Annotated in this window: 17 protein-coding genes, 3 rRNA genes and 1 pseudogene; 7 read left to right on the top strand and 14 right to left on the bottom strand. The window is 66.5% G+C overall.

Translation table 11 applies throughout. The annotated features are described in order from the left end of the window. Positions 1-101: 101 nt before the first annotated feature. The 11 genes and pseudogenes from recN to ACKY0X_RS09740 all read right to left on the bottom strand — a co-directional run bounded on the left by recN (position 102) and on the right by ACKY0X_RS09740 (position 13,695). Positions 102-1,880, bottom strand: coding sequence for a DNA repair protein RecN (gene recN / locus ACKY0X_RS09790; RefSeq protein WP_409429267.1), 1,779 nt, complete (start codon positions 1,878-1,880; stop codon positions 102-104). A 15-nt stretch (positions 1,881-1,895) separates the two neighbouring features. Then, positions 1,896-2,828 carry an NAD kinase gene (locus ACKY0X_RS09785; RefSeq protein WP_409429266.1) on the bottom strand — a complete coding sequence of 311 codons (933 nt, stop codon included), beginning with the start codon at positions 2,826-2,828 and terminating at the stop codon, positions 1,896-1,898. Then, entirely contained in the window at positions 2,825-3,631 is an 807-nt protein-coding gene (locus ACKY0X_RS09780) for a TlyA family RNA methyltransferase (protein ID WP_409429265.1), read from the bottom strand. The genes ACKY0X_RS09785 and ACKY0X_RS09780 overlap by 4 nt, the downstream gene beginning before the upstream one ends. A gap of 7 nt (positions 3,632-3,638) precedes the next feature. Further along, positions 3,639-3,824 (bottom strand): hypothetical protein, encoded by a 186-nt coding sequence (locus tag ACKY0X_RS09775; RefSeq protein WP_409429264.1) that lies wholly within the window; start codon positions 3,822-3,824, stop codon positions 3,639-3,641. A gap of 28 nt (positions 3,825-3,852) precedes the next feature. After that, the gene (locus ACKY0X_RS09770) at positions 3,853-4,836 is read right to left on the bottom strand and encodes an HAD-IIA family hydrolase (RefSeq protein WP_409429572.1); all 984 of its coding nucleotides are present in this window, start codon (positions 4,834-4,836) and stop codon (positions 3,853-3,855) included. 36 nt (positions 4,837-4,872) lie between these two features. Beyond that, positions 4,873-5,499: pseudogene (locus tag ACKY0X_RS09765) on the bottom strand (hypothetical protein); the annotation flags it as partial. 655 nt (positions 5,500-6,154) lie between these two features. Next, positions 6,155-6,267: ribosomal RNA gene (rrf, locus tag ACKY0X_RS09760) — 5S ribosomal RNA — on the bottom strand. A 138-nt stretch (positions 6,268-6,405) separates the two neighbouring features. After that, positions 6,406-9,526 (bottom strand): 23S ribosomal RNA (locus ACKY0X_RS09755). Positions 9,527-9,884: 358 nt separating this feature from the next. Beyond that, positions 9,885-11,419 (bottom strand): 16S ribosomal RNA (locus ACKY0X_RS09750). The 16S, 23S and 5S rRNA genes sit together here, the layout of an rRNA operon. Before the next feature lie 378 nt (positions 11,420-11,797). Beyond that, positions 11,798-13,066, bottom strand: coding sequence for a tyrosine--tRNA ligase (tyrS, locus tag ACKY0X_RS09745; protein ID WP_409429263.1), 1,269 nt, complete (start codon positions 13,064-13,066; stop codon positions 11,798-11,800). Between the two features lie 17 nt (positions 13,067-13,083). After that, a complete protein-coding gene (locus ACKY0X_RS09740; protein ID WP_409429262.1) occupies positions 13,084-13,695 on the bottom strand; it encodes a DNA-3-methyladenine glycosylase in 612 nt (203 codons plus the stop codon). Positions 13,696-13,765: 70 nt separating this feature from the next. Here ACKY0X_RS09740 and ACKY0X_RS09735 point away from each other — a divergent pair, with 70 nt between their 5' ends. The 3 genes from ACKY0X_RS09735 to ACKY0X_RS09725 are packed head-to-tail and all read left to right on the top strand — an operon-like array spanning position 13,766 to position 15,908. Beyond that, on the top strand, positions 13,766-14,524 hold the full coding sequence (locus tag ACKY0X_RS09735) for an ABC transporter ATP-binding protein (RefSeq protein ID WP_409429261.1): 759 nt from the start codon (positions 13,766-13,768) through the stop codon (positions 14,522-14,524). Next, positions 14,458-15,288: an ABC transporter permease gene (locus ACKY0X_RS09730; RefSeq protein WP_409429260.1), complete on the top strand. Its 831-nt coding sequence runs from the start codon at positions 14,458-14,460 to the stop codon at positions 15,286-15,288. Before ACKY0X_RS09735 ends, ACKY0X_RS09730 begins: the two co-directional genes overlap by 67 nt. Continuing rightward, the gene (locus tag ACKY0X_RS09725; protein ID WP_409429259.1) at positions 15,288-15,908 is read left to right on the top strand and encodes a TetR family transcriptional regulator; all 621 of its coding nucleotides are present in this window, start codon (positions 15,288-15,290) and stop codon (positions 15,906-15,908) included. The genes ACKY0X_RS09730 and ACKY0X_RS09725 overlap by 1 nt, the downstream gene beginning before the upstream one ends. Here ACKY0X_RS09725 and ACKY0X_RS09720 read toward each other — a convergent pair. Next, positions 15,874-16,098, bottom strand: a complete 225-nt coding sequence (locus ACKY0X_RS09720) for a Trm112 family protein (protein WP_409429258.1) — start codon at positions 16,096-16,098, stop codon at positions 15,874-15,876. The genes ACKY0X_RS09725 and ACKY0X_RS09720 overlap by 35 nt on opposite strands. Then, positions 16,095-19,124, bottom strand: a complete 3,030-nt coding sequence (locus ACKY0X_RS09715; protein WP_409429257.1) for an acyl-CoA synthetase — start codon at positions 19,122-19,124, stop codon at positions 16,095-16,097. Before ACKY0X_RS09715 ends, ACKY0X_RS09720 begins: the two co-directional genes overlap by 4 nt. A 70-nt stretch (positions 19,125-19,194) precedes the next feature. Between ACKY0X_RS09715 and ACKY0X_RS09710 the strand changes: the two genes are divergently transcribed. Beyond that, positions 19,195-20,976 (top strand): ABC-F family ATP-binding cassette domain-containing protein, encoded by a 1,782-nt coding sequence (locus tag ACKY0X_RS09710; RefSeq protein WP_409429256.1) that lies wholly within the window; start codon positions 19,195-19,197, stop codon positions 20,974-20,976. A 3-nt stretch (positions 20,977-20,979) separates the two neighbouring features. On the opposite strand, the gene ACKY0X_RS09705 is transcribed toward ACKY0X_RS09710, so the two are convergent. After that, a complete protein-coding gene (locus tag ACKY0X_RS09705; protein ID WP_409429255.1) occupies positions 20,980-21,633 on the bottom strand; it encodes a M15 family metallopeptidase in 654 nt (217 codons plus the stop codon). A 114-nt stretch (positions 21,634-21,747) separates the two neighbouring features. Between ACKY0X_RS09705 and ACKY0X_RS09700 the strand changes: the two genes are divergently transcribed. Genes ACKY0X_RS09700 through ACKY0X_RS09690 form a run of 3 tightly spaced genes read left to right on the top strand, consistent with a single transcriptional unit; the run spans position 21,748 to position 24,638 of the window. Beyond that, positions 21,748-22,527: a siderophore-interacting protein gene (locus ACKY0X_RS09700; protein WP_409429571.1), complete on the top strand. Its 780-nt coding sequence runs from the start codon at positions 21,748-21,750 to the stop codon at positions 22,525-22,527. A 10-nt stretch (positions 22,528-22,537) separates the two neighbouring features. Beyond that, the gene (locus ACKY0X_RS09695; protein ID WP_409429254.1) at positions 22,538-23,992 is read left to right on the top strand and encodes a PPE family protein; all 1,455 of its coding nucleotides are present in this window, start codon (positions 22,538-22,540) and stop codon (positions 23,990-23,992) included. Continuing rightward, on the top strand, positions 23,970-24,638 hold the full coding sequence (locus tag ACKY0X_RS09690; protein ID WP_409429253.1) for a heme oxygenase (biliverdin-producing): 669 nt from the start codon (positions 23,970-23,972) through the stop codon (positions 24,636-24,638). Before ACKY0X_RS09695 ends, ACKY0X_RS09690 begins: the two co-directional genes overlap by 23 nt.

The raw sequence follows: 24,638 nt of genomic DNA, 5'->3' as shown, positions 1-24,638 counted from the left end.
GCCGGGAAGTCGGGGGAATCGCGGGAGGCGCGCCGTAACACCAGCCCCAGAAGTTCTATTTCGTCACACGAGTCACATGCCGGCTCGGTACGCGCGGGCCGCTACGTGGACGCGCCCCGATCCTCCTGCGCGGCATCCAGCAGTTCTCGCGCGTGCGCCCGGGCCGTGTCGGTCTCCCCCAGCCCGGCCAGCATCCGGGCCAGCTCGCCGACCCGGTCGTCGTCCTCCAGCCGCCGCACCCCGCTGGCGCCCTGTCGCCCGGTGGGCTCGACCATCAGGTGCACGTCGGCGTAGGCCGCGACCTGCGGCAGGTGCGTCACCACGATGACCTGGTGGGTGCGGGCCAAGCGGGCCAGCCGCCGCCCGATCTGCACCGCGGCCCGTCCGCCCACGCCGGCGTCGACTTCGTCGAACACCATCGTGGTGCCGGCCGACTGTCGCGATGAGGTGGCCAGCACGACCTCCAGCGCCAGCATCACCCGGGACAGTTCTCCACCGGAGGCGCTCTTGGCCAGCGGCAGCACCGTCATGCCGCGGTGCGGGGCCAGCCCGAACTCGACGTCGTCGATCCCCTCGGCGCCGGCGTGCACGATCTGTCCCGACGGCAACCGCAACGCGGCCGGGTCCTCGGCGGCGGCCGGGCTGGTGCTGACCCCGATGCTGAACTCGGCATCGGCCATGGCCAGCCCGGACAGCTCGGCGCTGACCGCCTTGGCCAATCCGCCGGCCGCCTTGGTGCGCGCGGCACTGAGGTCGGTGGCGGCCTTGGCCACCTGCTCGCCCAGCGCGTCGACACGGCGGGCCAACTCGGCGAGCGCTTCCTCCGAGACGTCGAGCTGGGTCAGCCGGTCCCGGGATTGCGCCGCCCAGGCCAGCACGCCGTCGATGTCGGCGGCGTACTTGCGGGTCAGGCTGCGCAGCTCGGCCTGGCGGGCCAGCTTGGCATCGAGCGCGTCGGCGCCGGTGGGCAGATCATCGAGATAACTGCCGAGTTCGCGGGCCACGTCGCCCACCACGGTGAGCGCCTCGCCGAGCTGATCGCCCAGCGCCTGCAGCACGGTGTCGTCGGTGCCGCTCAACGCCGCCTTCGCCTGCCCCAGCCGATCGGTTGCCGAGTTCGGCCCGTCCGCTGCATCCAACGCGTCGTCGGCGCCCGCCAGGGCCGCCCGTGCGCCGTCGGCCGCGGCGCGCAGCGCGTCGAGCTCGGAGAGTCGCCGGATGTCGGCGGTCAGCGCGTCGTCTTCGCCGGCCCGTGGATCGACGGCATCGATCTCCCGCAGCGCGAAGGTGAGCCGGTCGGCTTCCTGAGCCAGTTCCCGGGCGCGGTCGCGGCGTTCGACCAGCTCACGTCGTGCCGATTGCCAGGCCTCCCGCGCGGCGCGGTAGCGCTCCAGCCGGCTGCCCACCGCGGCGTAGCGATCCAGTGCCGCACGCTGTTCGTCCGGGCGCATCAACCGCAGCTGATCGTTCTGGCCGTGCAACGTCAACAGGCTGCCGGTGAAACCGGTCAGCGATTTGGCCGGAACTCCGCGACCGCCCAGGTAGGCCCGCGAGGGCCCGTCGCGGCTGACCGAGCGGGCCGCGATCACCGTGCCGTCCTCGTCGCGCTCGGCTCCGGCCGCCTCGAGCAGTTCGTCGATCTGCCCGGCTGCGGCCTGGGCCAGGTCGGCGGTGCAGAACCTGCCCTCCACCACCGCACGGGCGGCACCGGAACGCACCCGGTTGGCGTCGGCGCGAGCACCACCGAGCAGATGCAGCCCGGTGACCACCATCGTCTTGCCGGTTCCGGTCTCACCGGTCAGGACGGTCAGTCCGCGGTCGAATTCGGCGGTGGCGGCGCTGATGGCGCCCAGGGACTCGATACGGATTTCAGTAAGCAAGGGCCGGCACCGTCGTCATTGTCCGCGCCAGCCGGTGACCGGCAGCCGGAATTTGCGCACCAGCCGGTCGGTGAACGGTGAGCGGCCCAGCCGCGCCCACTTCACCGGGCTGCCGCCGCGTTGCACCTCCAGGCGCCCGCCTGCGGGCACCAGCATTTTGCGGCGACCGTCGCAGAACACCAGCGCGTTGTGGCCGTCGCTTTCGACCTCGATCGCGATGATCGATTCGGGGCTGGTGACCATGGGCCGGGCGAACAGCGCGTGAGCGTTGTTGGGCACCACCAGGATGGCGTCGAGATCGGGCCAGAGCACCGGTCCCCCGGCGGAGAACGCGTAGGCGGTGGATCCGGTCGGGGTCGACACCAGCACTCCGTCGCAGCCGAACGTCGACACCGGCCGGCCGTCCACCTCCACGACGACGCCCAGCACGCCCAGCCGGGGTCCCTTCTCCATGCTGGCCTCGTTGAGCGCCCAACCGCTGTCGATGATCTCGCCGTCGGCTCGCACCACGACGTCGAGGGTCATCCGGTCTTCCACCCGGTAGTCGCGGGCGATGATCTTGTCCAGGACCTGGTCGATGGTGTCGGCTTCGGCCTCGGCCAGAAACCCGATCCGGCCCAGATTGACGCCCAGTACCGGGATGTCGGCGCTGCGGGCCAGTTCCGCGGCGCGCAGGAAGGTCCCGTCGCCGCCGAGAACCAGCACCAGTTCGCAGCCCTCGGCGGCCCCGTTGTCGGGGTCCACCAGGTCGATCGCGACACCGACTTCGCGACCGTCGTCAGCACCCGCGTGCAGCGCACCCTTGTCGACGGCTTCGGCGGTCAGCACACGCAGCGCGATGCCGTGTTCGTCGAGCACCTTCTCGACGCGACGCGCGGTGTCGGTGGCCTCTTCCCGACCGCTGTGCACCACCAGCAGCACGGTGCGTTGATGATCTCCACTGGTCATTGCGGACCCCTCGCGACGGCATCTTCCACGGCGGCGCGCAACGCGTCACCGGTCAGCGGCGCAGCACTGGCGCGCAGATGCAGAAAGTATTCGACGTTGCCGGACGGTCCCGGCAACGGACTGGCGGTGACGGCGACGGTGCCCCACCCCAGCTCTTCGGCGCGGTGCGCCACCGATACGACCGCGTCGGCCCGCAGGACCGGGTCGGACACCACACCGCCGGAACCCACCTGTTGTCGTCCGACTTCGAACTGCGGCTTCACCATTGGCACGATATCGGCGTCCGGTGACGCACAGCCAGCCAGCGCGGGCAACACGGTGGCCAGCGAGATGAACGACAGGTCCGCGACGATCAGCTCCGCGGGCCCGCCGATGACCTCGACCGTCAGCCCGCGGACGTTGGTGCGTTCGATGACCACCACCCGCGGATCGGTGCGCAGCGACCAGGCCAACTGCCCGTAGCCGACGTCGACGGCCACCACCCGGGCCGCACCCCGGTCCAGCAGCACTTCGGTGAATCCGCCGGTCGACGCGCCGGCGTCGAGGCACTGCCGGTCGGCAACGGCGATACCGAAGCTGTCCAGGGCGCCGATCAGCTTGTGCGCACCGCGCGACACCCAGCTGCGTTCGCCGTCGTCCGCAACCGCCAGCGCCGCGGTCACCGCCACGGCGGTGGCGGGCTTGACCGCCGGGATGCCGTCGATGGTGACTTTGCCGGCTTCGATCAATTCGGCGGCCTGCTGACGAGACCGCGCCAATCCGCGCCGGACCAGTTCGGCGTCGACCCGAGCACGCCGCGACATGCCTGACTCAGCCCTTCTCTACCGACTCCAGCGCCCGCACCAACATCTGGTGGGCCTCTTCGAGTCGCTGCGCCAAGGCCTGAAAGTCACCGAGATCGCTGTGGGCCGGCAGGTTGGCCAGCTCGGCTTCGTCGGGCAACTCGGCCAGCACTGCCGCAATGCGTGCTCGGACGTCCTCGATCTCACTGTTCATGGGTGCCACTCACGCTAGCCGATGCCGCTTACGGCCACGTGCCAAGCAGGGACCACTGTTGCAGCGCCGCGTTTGCGGTGTCATCGGCGGCCGCGACGGTGAACGTGCGCCCGGCCAGCTCGGCGTCCCACACCGCCGATGCGAGCGCGCGGACGATCGACAGGCCGTCACCGTCTTCCTCCGGTTGCCCGGCGGCGACGGTGACGGTGGTGCCGTCCACCTGTACGTCCCAGTGCGGCTGCGAGCCGATCGCCAGCCGGCCCGCGCCGACGTTCAATGCCCGCAGGTCATGGCCGAGGTAGGTCGGCCGATGATCGGCGACCGCGCCGACGGCGTCGCGGGCGGAGTTCACCCCGGTGAGCACCATCAGGCTGGGCAGCGCGGCGGCGTTGGCCGCGGCGATGTCGGTGTCGAGCCGGTCGCCGACCACCAGCGGGGCGTAGAACTCGCCGCGGGTCAGCGCAGCGGTCAGCAGCGCCGGGCCCGGCTTGCCGGCCACCTGCGGCTCGGCGTCGGTCGCGGCACGCAGGGCCGCCACCATCGAGCCGTTGCCGGGCAGCAGCCCCCGCTCCGACGGCAGCGTCTTGTCGACGTTGGTGGTCATCCACATCGCCCCGGCGCGGATCGCCAGCGCGGCCTCGGCCAGGTCGGCCCAGCCGAGCTCGGTGGACAGGCCCTGAATGACGGCGGCCGGTTCGTCGGTGGCCAGCCGCACCGGTTCCAGGCCGACGGCGCCGATCTCCGCGGCCAGCGACTCCGCGCCCAGTACCAGGACGCGAGCCCCGGCGGGCAGTTGGCCGGCCAGCAGGCCCGCCGCGATCTGGCCGCTGGTGGCGACGTCCTCGGCGGTGGCGGTGAAGCCCAGCTGGTTCAGGTGTGCCGCGACCTCGTCCGCGCCGCGCGACGAATTGTTGGTGATGAACAGCTTGCGGCTCTGCAGTTCGGCCAGGGTCTCGACAGCACCGGCGGTGGGTTCGCCACCGCGGAATACGGTGCCGTCGAGATCCAGCAGCAGGCAGTCGTATTCTTCGGCCAGCGTCGCGCCGCCACCGAGTTCGGCAATGCGGTCCTCGACGTCGGTGACGCCTTCGGTGTCGGCGGCCGCGGCGCGCAGGAACCACTCCAGCGCCTCACCTTCACGGCCGAGCGCCACCAGCGTCTCGCCGTGCGCGTAGTGCAGCCGGGCGACGGTCGAGCCGGTCCGGTCGGAATCCGTCGGCGCCGACGAGAGCACCGTCAGCGCCTGCTCCAACTGGCCCAGGTCCGCGCGGGCACCGGCGGCGACGATCCGCATCTCATCGGCCTCGTCACCCTCGAGCTGCTCGGCGTCCGGGCCGGTGGCCAACTCGATCGCCCGCTGGGGACGTCCCAGGCCGCGTTCGCAGTCGGCGATCAGCGGCAGCAACGCGGACTTGCTGCCCATCCGCCGAGCCGCCCGCAGCTCACCAAGTGCCTGCGTCCAGTCACCGCACTGATAGGCAGCGATCCCGACGGCTTCGCGGACGGCGGTGATCCGCGTTGAGCGGGATCGGGCCGCCTTGGCGTGTAGCAGTGCGGCTTCGGGATCGTCGTCGAGCAGCATCCCGGCGGCGACCAGGTGGCAGGCCACCGCGTCGGCGGTAGCCCGGTTGAGCGTGCTCAGTTCCCGGCGCACTTCCGGCGCCAGCTGCTTGGGCTCGACCCCTTCGGGCAGCGGCGGGTCGTCGTAGCGCTGCGATGTCTCCTCGCCGGACGGGCGCGTGGGTCGTGACGTGCTGTCGAAGTCCCGGCGCGGGCGCGAGGAACGGTCGAAATCGCGCGGCGGACGTGAGGCTCCATCGCGGTCGCGCTGGAACCGCGGGCCGCCGTCGCGATCCCGGGGCGGCCGTGGGCTGCCGTCGCGATCCCGGGGCGGGCGCGGGCTACTGTCGCGATCCCACGAGGGCCGCGGACTGCCATCGCGGTCACGCGCCGGCTGGGAACGACGATCGCGGTCTGGTCCCGCACCGCGGGGCGTCCGACGCTGATCGCCGGAACCCCGGAACGAGCCACCACCGGACTGCCCAGGCCTGCCTCCGGACTGCCCGGGGCGGCCTCCGGATTGCCCGGGCCGCCCTCGTCGCCCGGCATCGCCGGCGCCCCTGCCGCCGCCCCGCGGCCCGTCGCCGCCATTGCCGTGTTCGGCCACCTCGCGCCCTCCGGTCGTAACAGTGCTACCGAAAAGGATACGGCGGGGATCGCCGACCTCTTGACACGGTCGCATTCGCGCGATCTGTTCGCGCAAAAAGATGGGACATGCAGGAAATGCCTGTGCCCCCCAATTTCTTGGGGGGCACAGGTCTTAATGTTGTGTTCGGCGGTGTCCTACTTTTCCACCCGTGTGGGCAGTATCATCGGCGCTGACAGGCTTAGCTTCCGGGTTCGGGATGGGACCGGGCGTTTCCCTGTCGCTATTTCCGCCGTAACTCTATTTTCTTTTCCTGTGTGGTGAACGACCCCCTAAGGGGGTGGTTCACTCGTGTCACCAAGTTTGTGTTTGGTGGTGGGGTGTGGGTTTTGAGTGTTTTGTGGTGTGGTTGCGGGCAACACGTTGTTTCTTTGTGTTGGTAAGTTTTCGGCCGGTTAGTGCCAGTTCCCTGCACACCTTGCGGTGCTTCCAGGTCTGGTCTATCAATCCCGTAGTCTGCGGGGGGCCTTATCCCTCTAAAAGGGTGAGAATCCTGGTCTTGGAGTAGGTTTCCCGCTTAGATGCTTTCAGCGGTTATCCTGTCCGAACGTAGCCATCCAGCCGTGCTCCTGGTGGAACAACTGGTATACCAGAGGTTCGTCCGTCCCGGTCCTCTCGTACTAGGGACAGGTTTCCTCAAGATTCTGACGCGCGCGGCGGATAGAGACCGAACTGTCTCACGACGTTCTAAACCCAGCTCGCGTGCCGCTTTAATGGGCGAACAGCCCAACCCTTGGGACCTGCTCCAGCCCCAGGATGCGACGAGCCGACATCGAGGTGCCAAACCATCCCGTCGATATGGACTCTTGGGGAAGATCAGCCTGTTATCCCCGGGGTACCTTTTATCCGTTGAGCGACACCCCTTCCACTCGGGGGTGCCGGATCACTAGTCCCGACTTTCGTCCCTGTTTGACGTGTCAGTCTTACAGTCAAGCTCCCTTGTGCACTTACACTCAACACCTGATTGCCGTCCAGGTTGAGGGAACCTTTGGGCGCCTCCGTTACATTTTAGGAGGCAACCGCCCCAGTTAAACTACCCACCAGGCACTGTCCCTGAACCAGCTTCATGGTTCGAAGTTAGAGGTCCAATACGATCAGAGTGGTATTTCAACAACGACTCCACCCACACTGGCGTGCGAGTTTCACAGTCTCCCACCTATCCTACACAAACCGCATCGAACATCAATACCAAGCTATAGTGAAGGTCCCGGGGTCTTTTCGTCCTGCCGCGCGTAACGAGCATCTTTACTCGTAATGCAATTTCGCCGAGTCTATGGTTGAGACAGTTGAGAAGTCGTTACGCCATTCGTGCAGGTCGGAACTTACCCGACAAGGAATTTCGCTACCTTAGGATGGTTATAGTTACCACCGCCGTTTACTGGGGCTTAAATTCTCAGCTTCACCCCGAAGGGTTAACCGGTCCTCTTAACCTTCCAGCACCGGGCAGGCGTCAGTCCGTATACATCGTCTTGCGACTTCGCACGGACCTGTGTTTTTAGTAAACAGTCGCTTCTCACTGGTTTCTGCGACCCCCTCCCGCTGCCGGCCGCGAAGGCCATGACGGTATGAGGGTCCCCCTTCTCCCGAAGTTACGGGGGTATTTTGCCGAGTTCCTTAACCATAGTTAACTCGTACGCCTTGGTATTCTCTACCTGACCACCTGTGTTGGTTTGGGGTACGGGCCGTGTGTGAGCTCGCTAGAGGCTTTTCTCGGCAGCATAGGATCACCGAATTCGCCGCAAACGGCTATGCATCACCTCTCGGACTTTATGCCAGACGGATTTGCCTATCTGACGTCCTACGGGCTTGCCCCAGTATTACCACTGACTGGTACGGCTACCTTCCTGCGTCACCCCATCGCTTGACTACTACCAGCGAAGGTCCCACGCAGCCAGCAGTCGTCGCTCCCCGAAAGGATTGATCGACCACCTTTTGGGTGGTTAGTACCACTGATTCATCATGGGCGCCCACACACGGGTACGGGAATATCAACCCGTTGTCCATCGACTACGCCTGTCGGCCTCGCCTTAGGTCCCGACTCACCCTGGGAGGACTGGCCTGGCCCAGGAACCCTTGGTCTTTCGGCGGGCAAGGTTCTCACTTGCCTCATCGCTACTCATGCCTGCATTCTCACTCCCACACCCTCCACCACTAGATCACTCTGTGGCTTCACCGGATGCAGGACGCTCCCCTACCCAATACTTACGTATTGCCGCGGCTTCGGCGGTGTGCTTGAGCCCCGCTACATTATCGGCGCACAATCACTTGACCAGTGAGCTATTACGCACTCTTTCAAGGGTGGCTGCTTCTAAGCCAACCTCCTGGTTGTCTAAGCGACTGCACATCCTTTTCCACTTAGCACACGCTTTGGGGCCTTAGCCGGCGATCTGGGCTGTTTCCCTCTCGACGCACGGAGCTTATCCCCCGCCGTCTCACTGCCACGCTTACACTCACCGGCATTCGGAGTTTGGCTGACGTCAGTAACCTAGTAGGGCCCATCGGCCATCCAGTAGCTCTACCTCCAGTGAGAAACACGCAACGCTGCACCTAAATGCATTTCGGGGAGAACCAGCTATCACGGAGTTTGATTGGCCTTTCACCCCTACCCACAACTCATCCCCTCAGTCTTCAACCTAAGTGGGTTCGGGCCTCCACGCGGTCTTACCCGCGCTTCACCCTGGCCATGGGTAGATCACTCCGCTTCGGGTCCACAACACGCCACTACACACACCCCAACGGATGCGATACGCCCTATTCAGACTCGCTTTCGCTGCGGCTACCCCACACGGGTTAACCTCGCGACGTGCCGGTGACTCGCAGGCTCATTCTTCAAAAGGCACGCCATCACCCCACCACAAGGGAGGGCTCTGACGGATTGTAGGCACATGGTTTCAGGTACTATTTCACTCCCCTCCCGGGGTACTTTTCACCATTCCCTCACGGTACTAATCCGCTATCGGTCATCGAGTAGTATTCAGGCTTACCGGGTGGTCCCGGCAGATTCACAGCAGATTCCACGGGCCCGCTGCTACTCGGGAAATCATCACAAGACAGGTATCGGGTTTTCACGTACCGGGCTCTCACCGTCTACGGCAGGCCATCCCAAGCCACTTCCGCTAACCACAACACTTTCTCACTGTCCTCCGGCCAGGTAGAACCGGACATGACACTCCCACAACCCCGCACACACAACCCCTACCCGGTATCACATGCATACGGTTTAGCCATCCTCCGCTTTCGCTCGCCACTACTCACGGAATCACATTTTGTTTTCTCTTCCTACGGGTACTGAGATGTTTCACTTCCCCGCGTTACCTCCCCACTGGCTATACATTCACCAGTTGGTGACACGACATCACTCGTGCCGGGTTTCCCCATTCGGACATCCTCGGATCCACGCTCGGTTGGCAGCTCCCCGAGGCATATCGCAGCCTCCTACGTCCTTCATCGGCTCTCGATGCCAAGGCATCCACCATGCGCCCTTAAACACTTACAAATCACAAAAACCAAGAAACAAAAATTGCAAAAACAAACAAGACACAAGCCTTGCTTGCTAGATGCTCGCAACCACTATCCACAAAACAAACACCACACCCCACCACCAAGATGGAGCGACAACACACCCACCCCACACAAGGGGCGAAAACAGGCCTGTTGCCTCAGGACCCAACAGTGTGCCCAACCCAAAGGCCGGCCGACACCACCCCAAGAGGAAGCGCCGGTTGATGATCAAAGCTGTTGTTGTTTCAAAACAATCTGCACCACCGAGCACCCACTACAGGCCCCGGCGAAAAATATCCCAACCATCGGATCCCACACTCTTGCGGGGACGGGGGAAAAATGGTGCTCCTTAGAAAGGAGGTGATCCAGCCGCACCTTCCGGTACGGCTACCTTGTTACGACTTCGTCCCAATCGCCGATCCCACCTTCGACGGCTCCCTCCACAAGGGTTAGGCCACCGGCTTCGGGTGTTACCGACTTTCATGACGTGACGGGCGGTGTGTACAAGGCCCGGGAACGTATTCACCGCAGCGTTGCTGATCTGCGATTACTAGCGACTCCGACTTCATGGGGTCGAGTTGCAGACCCCAATCCGAACTGAGACCGGCTTTAAAGGATTCGCTAACCCTCACGGGATCGCAGCCCTTTGTACCGGCCATTGTAGCATGTGTGAAGCCCTGGACATAAGGGGCATGATGACTTGACGTCATCCCCACCTTCCTCCGAGTTGACCCCGGCAGTCTCTCACGAGTCCCCACCATAACGTGCTGGCAACATGAGACAAGGGTTGCGCTCGTTGCGGGACTTAACCCAACATCTCACGACACGAGCTGACGACAGCCATGCACCACCTGCACACAGGCCACAAGGGAACCGATATCTCTACCGGCGTCCTGTGCATGTCAAACCCAGGTAAGGTTCTTCGCGTTGCATCGAATTAATCCACATGCTCCGCCGCTTGTGCGGGCCCCCGTCAATTCCTTTGAGTTTTAGCCTTGCGGCCGTACTCCCCAGGCGGGGTACTTAATGCGTTAGCTACGGCACGGATCCCTAAAGGAAGGAAACCCACACCTAGTACCCACCGTTTACGGCGTGGACTACCAGGGTATCTAATCCTGTTCGCTCCCCACGCTTTCGCTCCTCAGCGTCAGTTACTGCCCAGAGACCCGCCTTCGCCACCGGTGTTCCTCCTGATATCTGCGCATTCCACCGCTACACCAGGAATTCCAGTCTCCCCTACAGTACTCCAGTCTGCCCGTATCGCCCGCACGCCCACAGTTAAGCTGTGAGTTTTCACGGACAACGTGACAAACCACCTACGAGCTCTTTACGCCCAGTAATTCCGGACAACGCTCGCACCCTACGTATTACCGCGGCTGCTGGCACGTAGTTGGCCGGTGCTTCTTCTGTACCTACCGTCACCCCAAGAAAAATCCTGGAGCTTCGCCGATACTGAAAGAGGTTTACAACCCGAAGGCCGTCATCCCCCACGCGGCGTCGCTGCATCAGGCTTGCGCCCATTGTGCAATATTCCCCACTGCTGCCTCCCGTAGGAGTCTGGGCCGTATCTCAGTCCCAGTGTGGCCGGACACCCTCTCAGGCCGGCTACCCGTCGTCGCCTTGGTAGGCCATTACCCCACCAACAAGCTGATAGGCCGCGGGCCCATCCCACACCGCAAAAGCTTTCCACCACACACCATGAAGCGCGTGGTCCTATTCGGTATTAGACCCAGTTTCCCAGGCTTATCCCAAAGTGCAGGGCAGATCACCCACGTGTTACTCACCCGTTCGCCACTCGAGTACCCCCGAAAGGGCCTTTCCGTTCGACTTGCATGTGTTAAGCACGCCGCCAGCGTTCGTCCTGAGCCAGGATCAAACTCTCCAAACAAAAACCATTTGGAAACAATCCCAAAACATCAGTCAAAAACTGACATCAAAAAAACGCCACACCCCCAACACGGGGCGCCGAAGGCATGGCAAAAACAACAACAAACAAAAACCACCAAACACACTATTGAGTTCTCAAACAACACGCCCGACTGAGAGCGCAGTCTACCCGCGGTGTTTAACCGCTTGCAGGCCTTGCGGACAGTCAGAATCCTTCGCGATTCTCTCGAATCTCTCCGGGGCGTCTCTGGGGCTTCCGTTTCCGGCGCTCCCTGCGACGTGGATTAAGTTACGCGAGGGGAATCTTAGAGTCAAATCCGCTGGTCAGGACGCTTTTTCAAGATCAACCTGTGTTGGCGTCCAGTCCAAGGCACCCGCACTAGACCCGTTCGATACCGGCCACGTTGCGCTTTCCTCGGCGTAGCACCAACCAGCGGCCGTGCAAGAAATTGTCGGGCTGCGGCGTCCATTCCTCGCTGTCGATACGGACGTTGTTCACCGAGACGCCGCCCTCGCCGATAGTGCGCCGGGCCGCGCCCCGACTTGCCGACAGACCGGTAGCGACCAAAAGGTCGACAATGCCGTCCGCGGTTCCAGGCTCCAGCCGCGCGACCGAGGTCTCCTGCAGGGCCGCGGTCAGGGTGGATTCGTCCAATCGGGTCAGCTCACCCCGGCCGAACAGCGCCTGGCTGGCCAACTCCACCGCCTCGGTCGCGGCCTCCCCGTGCACCAATGTGGTGAACTCCCGGGCCAGCGTGCGTTGGGCGGCCCGCTCGTGTGGGCGCTCGGCGGTCGCTTCCTCCAGTGCGGCCAGCTCCTCGGCCGACAGGAAGGTGAACCAGCGCAGATAGCGGATCACGTCGGCGTCCGCGGTGTTGAAAAAGTACTGGTACCAGGCGTACGGGCTGGTCATCTCCGGATCCAGCCACAGGCTGCCGCCACCGGTGGACTTGCCGAACTTGGTGCCGTCGGCGGCGGTGACCAGCGGCACCGTCAACGCGTGCACGGTCGCGCCCAGTTTCTGGCGCACCAGCCGGACCCCGGCGATGATGTTGCCCCACTGATCGGAGCCGCCGATCTGCAGCGAACAGCCGTACCTCTGATGCAGCTGCACGTAGTCGTTGGCCTGCAGGAGCATGTAGCTGAACTCGGTGTAGGAGATGCCCTCGTCGAGGCGGCGCCGGATGGTGTCACGGTCGAGCATCACGTTGACCGAGAAGTGTTTGCCCACGTCACGTAGGAATTCCACCGCCGACAGCGGGGCGGTCCAGTCCAGGTTGTTCACCACCACGGCACCGGTCGGGCCGTCGTCGAAGTCGACGAAGCGCTCCAGCTGGCCGCGGATCCGCTCGGACCACTCGGCCACGGTGTCGGCGGTGTTCAGGGTCCGCTCGCCACTGTCTCGAGGGTCGCCGATGAGTCCGGTGGCACCGCCGGCCAACACGATGGGCCGGTGTCCGGCCCGCTGGAATCGGCGCAACGCCAGCAGCGGCACCAGGTTCCCGGCGTGCAGGCTGGGCGCGGTCGGGTCGAATCCGGCATAGACCGTGATCGGCCCGCCCGTCACATCGGTGGTCAGGGCGTCCAGGTCAGTCGACTGGGCGATCAGCCCGCGCCAGGTCAGCTCGTCGAGAATCGTCGTCGGCATGGGTTGATTTTCCCGGATCAGTCCGAGGCGCCCGGCGCCGGTGCCCGTGGGCTGCGTCGGTACGCCGAAACCTCGGGTATCCCAGGCGCCCACAACCGCCACGGCCGATCGGCGGCCTGACTGACGCCCACTCGCGGCCCGGCTTGCGCCGGCAGCGGCCCGCCGAACTGCAGCCGCACCGGACTGCTCGGGTCGAACAAGTCAATTCCGTTGTCGTCCATAGTGATTCCTAAGGCGGAGCAGAGATTGCCCGGGCCGCGGGCCAACGCCACCTCCGGCACGGCGTCACCACGGCGGGCCTGGACCAGCGGCTTGCCCACGTCGATCACCGCCGCCCGCAGCAGCACCGCGGCGGCCGTCCCGTCCGGGCCGCAGACCACGTTGGCGCAGATGTGCATGCCGTAGCTGCGGTAGGTGTACAGGTGCCCGGGCGGGCCGAACATCACGGTGTTGCGCGGGGTGGGTCCACGGTAGGAATGCGCCGCCGGGTCCGGCCAGGGACCGTTCGGCACCCCTCCATAGGCCTCCACTTCGACGATCGTCGCCTCGACACCGCGGCAGCTGAGGGTGGCCCCGAGCAACCGCTGGGCAGCCGCGAGCGGATCCACGGCAAGCCGGGCAGCACTCACGCTGGGAGATTCTGCCTTGAGACCTCTACCGCCCTTGACAGGGCGTCGCACCGCACAGATTATTCAACACATGATGATTTCATCGCGTGATGAATTCTCGGGGTCGGGTCCGGCCGTCGCGATCGATCACCTGAGGGTGGTGCGCGGCAAGCGGCCGGTGCTGCACGACCTCTCGGTGCAGATCACCCCGGGCACCATCACCGGCCTGCTCGGGCCGTCTGGCTGCGGAAAGACCACCCTGATGCGCTGCATCGTCGGCACTCAGCTGATCACCGATGGCCGAGTGGAGGTGCTGGGCAGTCCGGCCGGCTCCCCCGTGCTACGCCACCGGGTCGGCTACATGCCGCAGCAGGCCACCATCTACGACGACCTGCGGGTGGTCGACAACGTGCGGTACTTCGCCGCACTCGCCGGTGTCGACTCCCGCGACGCGGACGACGCGATCGAGGCGGTGGATCTGCGCAAGCACCACGGCGACTACTGCGCCAACCTGTCCGGCGGGCAGCGCGCGCGGGTCTCGCTGGCCTGCGCCCTGGTCGGCCGACCGGACCTGCTGGTGCTCGACGAGCCGACGATCGGCCTGGACCCGGTGCTGCGCGCCGAACTCTGGCAGCAGTTCTCGGCGCTGGCCCGGCGCGGCACCACGTTGCTGGTGTCCAGTCATGTGATGGACGAGGCCGACCACTGCGGCGATCTGCTGCTGATGCGCGAGGGCTGGCTGCTGGCGCGTACCACCCCAAGACGACTGCGAGAGGAGACCGGATGTTCGTCGATGGAGGAAGCGTTCCTGTCCATCATCCGGCGCACCACCGCGCCCCAAGCAGGCTGACCGGATTCCTGCAGCTGCGGCCCTTCGTGGCCACCACGGGGCGGATCCTGCGCCAGCTGGCCGGCGACCACCGCAGTGTCGCGATGATCTTGGCTGTGCCCAGCCTGGTCATCACGCTGATGTACTTCATGTTCTCGGGCGCCGTGCACCCGCCGGGCAACCCGTCGCCGTTCAACGCCGCGTGCCTGGTCCTGCTGGGCATCTTCCCGCTGTTTCTGATGTTCGTCATCACCGCGATCACCATGCAGCGCGAACGCGCGTCGGGAACCCTGGAGCGCATCTTGACCACCCCGCTGCGCCGGGTCGACCTGCTCGCCGCCTACGGGACGGCGTTCTCGATCGCGGCGGCCGCCCAGGCCAGCCTCGCGTGTGTTGTCGCGTTCTGGCTACTGGACTTCCACACCGTGGGCAGCCCAGCCTGGGTGTTCGGGATCGCGATCATCAACGCGATGCTCGGTGTCGGCCTGGGGCTGCTGTGCAGCGCGTTCGCCCGCACCGAATTTCAGGCCGTGCAGTTCATTCCGCTGGTGATGGTGCCGCAGCTGCTGCTGGCCGGAATCATCGTGCCACGCGCGGCGATGCCCGAGTGGCTGCAGTGGGTGAGCAACGCGATGCCGGCCAGCTACGCCCTCGAAGCGCTGCAGCAGGTGGGCACCCACCCGGAACTGACCGGCGTCGCGGTGCGCGACATCGTCATCGTGCTGGCGTTCGCGGTCGCGGCACTGGGACTGGCCGCGGTCACGCTGCGGCGACGGACGCCGTGATGGCCACCGCATCAAACAGCCGTAAGCCGGGCCGCCCGTCGGGCGCCTCCGACAATCGAGACAAGATCCTGGCTTCGGCACGAGACCTGTTCGCCCGCAATGGTTTCGCGAACACCTCAATCCGAGCGGTGGCCGCCGCGGCGGGCGTCGACGCAGCGCTGGTGCACCACTACCACGGCACCAAACAGCAGCTGTTCGCCGCCGCGGTCGAGCTGCCGATCGATCCGATGACGGTGCTGGGGCCGCTGCGCGAGACACCGGTCGAGGAACTCGGGCACACCCTGCCCGAACTGCTGCTGCCGCTGTGGGATTCGCAGGCCGGCACCGGCTTGATCGCGGCGTTACGCTCCATGCTCACCGGGACCGAGGTGCCACTGGCTCGGTCGTTCTTCCGGGACATCGTGATCGCCGAACTCACCCCGCGAATCGACGAGCCGTCCGGAACCGGCGTCCTGCGCGCCGAGTTCGCCGCCAGTCAGTTGATGGGCGTCGTGGTTGCCCGCTACATCATCGGCCTGGAGCCGATCGCCTCACTGCCCGCGCGGGAGGTGGTGGCGATGATCGCCCCCACCCTGCAGCGTTATCTCACTGGGGATCTGCCGGGCCAGCTTGGTCAATGAGCAGGGCGTGCTCGTCGTCGTTGACGGATTCGGCCTCATCGATCAGCAGCACCGGGATGTCGTCGTCGATGCGGTAGGCCCGATGCATGCGCGGGTTGTAGAGCGCATCCGCACCGGAACGCTGCACCAACAGCAGCGGGCCACGGTCGGCCGGGCATACCAGGATGTCCAGCAGGTCTTGGTCGATCACGGGCGACCACCGGCCAGTTCGGCGCGCACCGCGGCCGTCAACCGTTTGAACTGGCGGGTGGTCGCATCGAAGTACCAGGCGTTGCGTCCGGCCTTGGGCAGCCCGGCCTCGCGCAGCGCACCCACCACCGGCCGGTACACCGTGCTCAGTGACAGGCTGGGCACCAGGTGGATGACATCGGGGCCGACACCGGACGGAAGCGCGGCCACTGCCTCGCTGAGGTCGGCGGCGGTCACCGAGGCGCCCGGCTGCACCGTTACCGCCGACACCACCAGGTCTGCTCCCTCGGTCGGCACCCGGTAGGTGACCGCCAGATCGACGCCGGTGACGGCGCCGAGGGCATCGGTGATGACCACCGGGAAGGCGATCCCGCGATCGGTGCGGACGCTGGATGCGCGCCCGCCGACCAGCCAGTAGTCACCGTCGGCGTCGCGCCGGAAGAGGAACTCCGTGGAGATCCAGGTGTCGGCCGGCGCGAACACTCCCCGCTTGACCGAGGCCGACGGGTCGATCGGTCCGCGCGGCTTGGCCAGCAGCACACCGACTTCGTCGGTCTCGGCGACCCGCACGAAGCCCCGGTCGTCTTCCAGGATCAGATCGTGATCGCAGTCGTAGGCGGCCAGTTCCACATCCACCGCGCCGGGCAGCGGGCGTCCCTTGCTGCCGACCTTGGCGCCAGAGACGTTGGCCAGCACGGCCTGACCGTCCTTGGTGGCGAAGAACTCGACGACGTGGGCCGGTGCGAACACCTCGGTCACTCGGTTCCACAGGCCGACGGGCATTCCGGAACCGATAAACAGCCGGACCGGGTGGTTGCCCTGCAAGACGAAGTTCGGGTCATCGATGACCTCGCCGAGCATCGCCCAGGTGTAGGACACCACACTGACGCCGTACTGGCGCACCTCGGCGACGAATCGGTCCGGGTTCAGGCCGCGCGACAGTGCGATGCGGGCCCCGCCGACCACGGCCCCGCCGAGGCTGACCAGCAGCCCGGATTCGTGGTGCAGCGGCGTGAGGCAGTAGACGGTGTCGTTGGGGCCCAGGGCCGCGGTCGACGCGGTGCCGAACGCCGAGAGCGCCCAGCGGAAGTTGGTGATCTGCTTGGCCACCAGCTCGCCGGCCGCGTTGCCGAAGGCCACGAACGCCAGGTCGCGGGCGAATCCCGGGTTCGGCCGGTACCAGCCGGGCAGTTCGACGGCGTCCGGGTCGATCTGTTCCATGTCGACGACGTCGATATCGGTGGGCAGGTCCAGGTCGCGGGCTTCACCACCGCCGAGCACCAGCACCTGGCAGTCCAGTTCGCGGGCGGCCGCGCCGGCCAGCTCAAGGGTTTCCGGGTCGACGATGATGTCGGAGATGCCGCCCAGGCGAGCCGCGGGCAGCAGATCGCCGTCGGTCGGCATCAGCACGGCCACCGCGCCCAGCCGGGACAGCGCCGCGATCGCGACCAGGGCGCTGGGCCGGGTCGCCATCAGCACTCCGACGTGGACGCCTTGGCGCACCCCGACGTCGATCAGGCCGCGGACGACGTTGTCGATGCGCCTGTTGACCGCCTCGTAGGTGTGCACTCGCCCGTCGAACAACAGGAATTCGCCGTCGGGCGAGTCCGCGGCCTGCTCATCGATGATGCGGCCCAGCGAGATTCGGGTGTGATCGTTGATCTGTCCGAGCCGGGCCAGCCGGGGCAGGGTACGCGCGGTCTCAACGGCCATGGTGCGCACCGATTTCTGCGCCGCCACCACGGCGTCCGCGGCGCCGCGCGCCAGGGTCAGCGCGACCTCGGAGGCCTCCCCCAGCCCGTGCGCGATCCGCGACGTCATTGCGACGCCGCGCTTGGCGCCTTCGGACGGCTGCGCGGACATCAGTGCCACGCCCGCCGGCTGCGGGCCCATCCCGGACTGCCACAGCACCCAGCGCGCCACGGTCGGCCAGGTCAGTTCGGCGGCCTTGGAACCCACCACCAGGCCGAAGTGGCCTGCCCGCAGCAGATATTCGAAGACCTTGGCGTCGGGGGCTGCGCGGCGAATCCCGCGGACGGCCGCCGGCTGGCCGATGTCATCGACCTCGCCGACGAATGCCAGCACCGGGCAGGTGATGTCGGTGAGCGTGACCAGCTGCCCGTTGATGGCGAAACCACCGGTCATCATCCGGTTGTGGGCGATGAACTGCTTGAGCAGCTCGGAGATCGCCGGACCCGACCAGGCGATCCAGCCCTCGGATTCCAGGAAGCGGCGCTGCGCCTCGCGCGGCAGCAGGGCCTCGCGGTCGTGCAGCTGGCGCAGGAAGTCCATCCGCGCCTTCGCCGTCTTGAGCGGGTCCATCATCTGGAAGCCCAGGCGCGCCTGCCATCCCGAGATGTCGAGCCGATTGAAGACGTGGTCGGCCATGAAGCCGGCGACACCGGAGGCCAGATTGGGCGGCAGTCCCATCGGCAGTGCGGCCAGGGTGTCCACCGGCGAACCGAACGCGATGATGCTGGCGATGTTCTTCGAATGCCGGTATGCCCCGGTCTGATAGGCGAACATGCCGCCCTGGGAGTAACCGGCCAGGTGCACGTCGCGCCCGGTGGTCTCGGCGACGGTGTCGATGGCCTGGCTCAGACCGACGATGTGGTCGGCCAGATTGCGGCGCATGCCGCCTTCGATCTGATCCGGTGAGCCGAAGTCGATCACCCACGGGTCCACACCGGCGTCGTGCAGAATGCCGACCGCACCCTCGTCATGGGTGACGTCCCACATGTTTGCCGACATCATCATCGGGTGCACCAGCAGCACCGGCGGTCCGGGCTGCGGTTGCCCCGGCCGGCTGTCCGGCGGGAAGTACCGCCGCAGCTTGTACATCGGGGTGCTCTCGACGATTTGGAACGGTGACGGCACCGCTCCGGTCTCCAGGCCGCCCCAGCGCAGAACTTCCAGGCCGTTCTGTGCGGTGGCCATCAGCCACTCGACCGGCCGGGTAATGGCCGACAAGTTCAGATCCACCGCTGCTCCCCTACTTTGCGCTCGATCCTGGAATGACGTGCACATTCTGGCACATCAGGACGGTTCGTCCGGCTGGTTCACCATTCGCCCAAGGGTAGGCAGTACCGTTGCGGCGGTGGCACACCTGCTCGGAGCTGAGGCCCTTCACCTGCGGTACCCCACCGGTGTGGTGTTGGACTCAGTCACCCTCGGGGTGAACGACGGCGCCCGGATCGGGATCGTCGGGCGCAACGGCGACGGAAAATCGTCGCTGCTGCGCCTGTTGGCCGGCGCCGCGACCCCGGATTCGGGCCGCGTCACCCGACGCAGCGGCCTGCGGGTCGGGTTGCTGGACCAGGCCGACACCCTCGATCCCGGCAGCACGCTGGGGGTGGCGTTGGTCGGTGATCAGGCCGACCATGAATGGGCGTCCAACCCGCGAATCCGTGACGTGGTGGACGGCTTGGTCTCCGACATCTCGTGGGACGCAACCATCTCCGGGCTGTCGGGAGGGCAGCGGCGACGAGTGCAGTTGGCGGCCTTGCTGATCGGCGAATGGGACGTGATCTGCCTCGACGAGCCGACCAACCACCTCGATGTGGAAGGCATCACCTGGTTGGCGCGACATCTTCAGCAGCGCTGGGCCCGCAATACCGGCGCCTTGCTGGTCGTCACCCACGACCGGTGGTTTCTCGACGAGGTGGCCACCACCACCTGGGAAGTGCACGACCGCATCGTAGAACCGTTCCAGGGCGGCTACGCGGCTTATGTCCTGCAGCGGGTGGAGCGCGACCGGATGGCCGCCGCCAGTGAGGCCAGGCGGCAGAATCTCTTGCGCAAAGAGTTGGCGTGGCTGCGACGTGGGGCACCGGCCCGCACCTCCAAACCGAAGTTCCGCATCGAGGCGGCCAACGCGCTGATCGCCGACGTTCCGCCGCTGCGCAACGAAGTCGAGCTGATGAAGCTGGCGACCGCGCGGCTGGGCAAGGACGTCATCGACCTGCTCGACGTGTCGGTCTCATTCGACGGCAAACCGGTTCTGCGCGACGTCGAATGGCGGATCGGCCCCGGCGAGCGCACCGGAATCGTCGGCGCCAACGGCGCCGGGAAATCCACCCTGCTCGGTCTGATCGCCGGCACGGTGGTGCCCGACAGCGGCCGAGTCAAGCGCGGCAAGACGGTGCGACTGGGCATGTTGGACCAGCAGTCGGCGGAGTTGGCGACGCTCACCGACGACCGGGTGGCCGACGTGCTGGGCCGGCTGCGCAACGACTACCAGGTCGACGGCAAGGAGATGACGCCCGCGCAGCTGTTGGAGCGACTCGGTTTCGGCAGCGCCCAGCTGTCGGCCCGGGTCGGCGAGCTCTCCGGCGGGCAGCAGCGGCGGCTGCAGTTGATGCTCACCTTGCTCGCCGAGCCGAATGTGCTGGTGCTCGACGAGCCCACCAACGACGTCGACACCGACATGCTGACCGCCACCGAGGACCTGTTGGACTCCTGGCCGGGCACCTTGATCGTGGTCTCGCATGACCGGTATCTGCTGGAGCGGGTCACCGACAACCAATACGCGATCCTGGACGGGCGGCTGCGGCACCTGCCGGGCGGCGTCGACGAGTATCTGCAGCTGGCCGCCGAGGCCCGTCGAGCACCGGTGTCACGGCCCGCGGCCGCGGCCGCCGACGGTCCGGCTCCGCTGTCGGGAGCGGAACTGCGTGCGGCACAGAAGGATCTGGCCGCCGTCGATCGCCGGTTGGCTCGGCTGGCCGAGCAGATCGAGGCCAAGCATCACGAGCTGGCCGCCTTCGACCAGTCCGATCACGTCGGTCTGGCGGAGCTCACCCGGGAACTGCGAGCACTGGAGGCCGAGGTGGCCGAGCAGGAGGGCCGTTGGCTGGAGCTCTCGGAGCTGGTGGAATAGGCGTCAGCGCCGCTCAAAATGCTGGTAGTCCACCGGCGATTTCCAGTTGCCGCCCCAGCGCCATCCGGCGTCGGTGAAGGCACGAACCGCGGCGTCACCGGCATGCAGCAGGCCCGGTTCGATCCGCCGGCGATCCAGGTAGACCCCGGCGTTGCGCGGCTCGAATCTGCCGTGATCGACCAACGGGTTCAGCAGCGGGTTGACATCGATGGCACGGCCATAGGCGTGTAGCGCCCAATTGCCCGAGCCCGGGATGCGACGGCAGTTGAACGCCGAGGTGTTGTTGTCCTCCATCGACAACTCGTCGTCACCACCCCGATAGTGCGCCACCGATTGCATCCGTTCGATCGGGAACTCCAGCCGGTAGAGCCGGTCGAATATGGCGATGACTTGCGCAACCAGCTCCTGGTTCACGATCAACTCGCCGCGGTGCGGCCGATCGTCGAAGCCGAGGTAGGTCAACGAGACCCGCCGCAGCTGCGCGGGGGCGACCGGGCAGTCGCGGTGCCAGGTCGGGCCGAGTTCGGCGGCCGTGACGGGTGCGACGGTGGCGGGCTCGGGTGCGTCGCGCGGCGATGGTGCCGGCGCCGAGGTGGGTGGCGGCGGTGCGCCGCCGGTGCACTGTGGCAGCAGCCCGCAGAGCGCGATCGCCGCCATCAGGCGCCACGTGGTCGAGATCTTTCGGCTGCCGTTGATCCATTCACGCTAACGCAGCGTCACATCTGCTACTGTCGCCGCTTAGGTAAGGCATACCTAATTTCATTCGACTCCCTGGAGGCCCCGGTGGCACCGCTCCTCGATTCGTTTCCCCTCGTCAACACCCTGCGCGACGCGCTGTTTCTGTCCGCGGCCGTCGGGGAGATCGAACAGCTGACACCGACGATGCGCCGCATCCGTTTCACCGGTCCACGCCTGCGGGGCCTGACCTGGACGCCGGGCCAGCATGTCCGTCTGCAGGTCGCCGGTCTGCTCGATTCGGTGCTGCGGCTGCATCCGCACGACGCCTTGCGCACCTATTCCGTCTACGACGCCGATCCCGACGCCGGAACGCTCGACATCGTGATGTGCCAGCACGGCTTCGATCCAGACGCCGTAACGCCTGCCCGGCGGTGGGCGGCGGCCGTGTCGCTCGGAGACCAGGTCGACTTCACCCGGCCGCAGGGCAACTTCGTCGTCCGCCAAGACGCTGCCTATCACGTGTTCGCCGGGGATGAGACGGCCTCGGTCGCGTTCGCCGCCATGCTGCGGTCGGTGCGGCCCGACGCGGAGGTGTACGGCGTTGTCGAGGCCGCGACCGAAGCAGATCACCTACCCCTCACGCGGCCCGTGACCCACGTCGAGCGCGGTCACGCCTCGGCCGCGAACTCCGCCGTCCTCGCCGACGCCCTGCGCAACCTCGACCTTCCCGACCACCCCGGCATCGCCTACCTCGCCGGTGAGGCCCGCACCATCCAAACCCTGCGAAAGATCCTGATCACCGAACGCGGCTGGGATCGACGGCGCATCCGCACCAAACCGTTCTGGACTCCCGGCCGCACCGGCATGGAATGAGCCCACGACCATGACCGCACCCATCTGGATGGCGTTACCCCCTGAGGTGCACTCCGCCCTGCTCAGCAGCGGGGCCGGGGCCGGAACCCTACTGGCCGCTGCCGATGCCTGGTCGGCGCTGAGCGGCGAATATGCCACAGCCGCAGCCGAACTCACCACCATCTTGGGTGCCGTGCAGGCCGGATCGTGGGAGGGGCAAACCGCGGCACGCTACCTTGCCGCGCACGCGCCCTACCTGGCCTGGCTGATGCAGGCCGGTGCGAACAGCGCCAGCGCGGCCGCCCAGCTCCAGACAGCGGCCGGCTCCTACACCGCGGCTCTGGCGGCCATGCCGACCGTCGCCGAACTGGCCGCCAACCGCGCGACGCTGGGCGTATTGGTGGCGAGAAACTTCTTCGGTATCAACGCGATCCCGATCGCGGTCACCGAGGCGGACTATATCCGGATGTGGCTGCAGGCCGCCACCACCATGAGCGTCTACCAGGCAGTCTCCGCGGCGACAGTGGCATCAACACCCCAGACGGCGCCGGCGCCGTCTGTTCTCGAGCCGGGTGTCGGTGAGGCGGGGTCCGCCGCCTTCACCGACCCCGTCGAGGAATGGCTTTCTGGTTCCGAACATTTCAGCAGCATGTATCGCATGCTCAAGCGGGTGCTGTCGGATCCACTCGGCACCCTGTACCAGGTCGTCGTCGACTTTGCGACCGACCCAGCGGCGGCGGCAACCACCTGGCTGCCGCTGTTCTACCTCTTCGCCTACGCAGCAACCTTCGGCGTGATGGGAACGCCGATCTACGCGGCGATCATGGGGCCGGCGGCATCGGCGGCCATCCCGATCGCGTTGGGCTTGTCCGGGCTCGCGGCGATGGCCGAGGTGCCCGCCACCCCGGCACCGGCCGTCGTCAGCGCGCCTGCCCAGGATTTCCCGGCTGCGGTCGTGGTGCCGACTCCCCCGTCGGCCGCGGTCCCAGCACCTGCGGCACCGTCGCCGAGCGTCACCACCGCTCCGGTGCCACCGGCTCCGACTCCGGCGGCCGCTAGCACCGCGATGGCGCCCTACTACGCGGTTTCCGGCGGCGGGCCCGGCGTCGGCTTCGGCCCCACCATGGGGCAGCCGGCCACAGCAGCCTCCCGGGCCTCGCGTAGTGCGCGCACCGAAGCCGACACCGCCGCAGTGGCGGCGGCCGGTAAGAAGGCCGCGGTACGCAAGCGCCGCACCGCTACAGCCAAAGCCCGTGGCTACCGCTACGAATTCCTCACCGTGGAGAGTGCCTCAGGCAACGCTGAGCTCGGATCGATCGGCACTGTGGCGAAGTCTGGACTGGCGGACCCGGCCGGACTCACTACGCTGGCGGAAGATGCATTCGGCAACGGGGCCACCAACCCGATGATGCCGGGAAGCTGGACCACCGAGAGCACCCGCGAAGAAGGGAACGGATCACAGCATGCCGCTGAAGGCCCCGGTTGACCCCGATGCCGTCCGATCGTTGTCCACCGCCATGCGGGAAGGCTCACAAGCCGCGCACGACGCCGCCGAGGCCTCGCCGTTCGTCTCAGAACTGATGGGCGGCAAGGTCAACGAACAGGGCTACGTCGATTACCTGCTGCGGTTGCGGATGGTCTACGCCGCACTGGAGGCCGCGATACGGGCGAAACGCGACGACGCTCTCGTCGCATCGGTGTACGACCCCGCACTGGAACGGCTCGCAGCGATCGAGGCCGACCTGGAGTTCTGGGCCGGCGGAGCCGTTGCGGAGGTCGATTCGCCCGCCGCTCAGGCCTACTGCCACCGGATCGCCGCGGCCTCGACCAGCGAGTTGCTGGCCCACCACTACACGCGCTACCTCGGAGACCTCTCCGGCGGCCAGGCGATCGGGCGCGTACTGGACCGCACCTTCGAGCTCGGCGGCGCCGGCCTGTCGTTCTACGAGTTTCCGGTGCGGGCCAAGCCGTACAAGGACGCCTACCGTGCCCGCCTCGACGAGCTCGGTCTGGAGCCCGACGAAATCGCTCGCGTGGTCGAGGAGGTCAGGCACGCATTCGGACTCAACCAGGACCTGTTCGACGAACTCGCCGAGAACCTGACGTCGTACTACCGCGACTCGCCGGATTAG

Origin of the sequence: Mycobacterium sp. SMC-11, assembly GCF_046250095.1 — a bacterium.
In the GTDB taxonomy this organism is placed as follows: domain Bacteria; phylum Actinomycetota; class Actinomycetes; order Mycobacteriales; family Mycobacteriaceae; genus Mycobacterium; species Mycobacterium heraklionense_A.
Note: the sequence above shows the minus strand (reverse complement) of the source record. Positions and strands in the feature narration are given on the sequence as shown.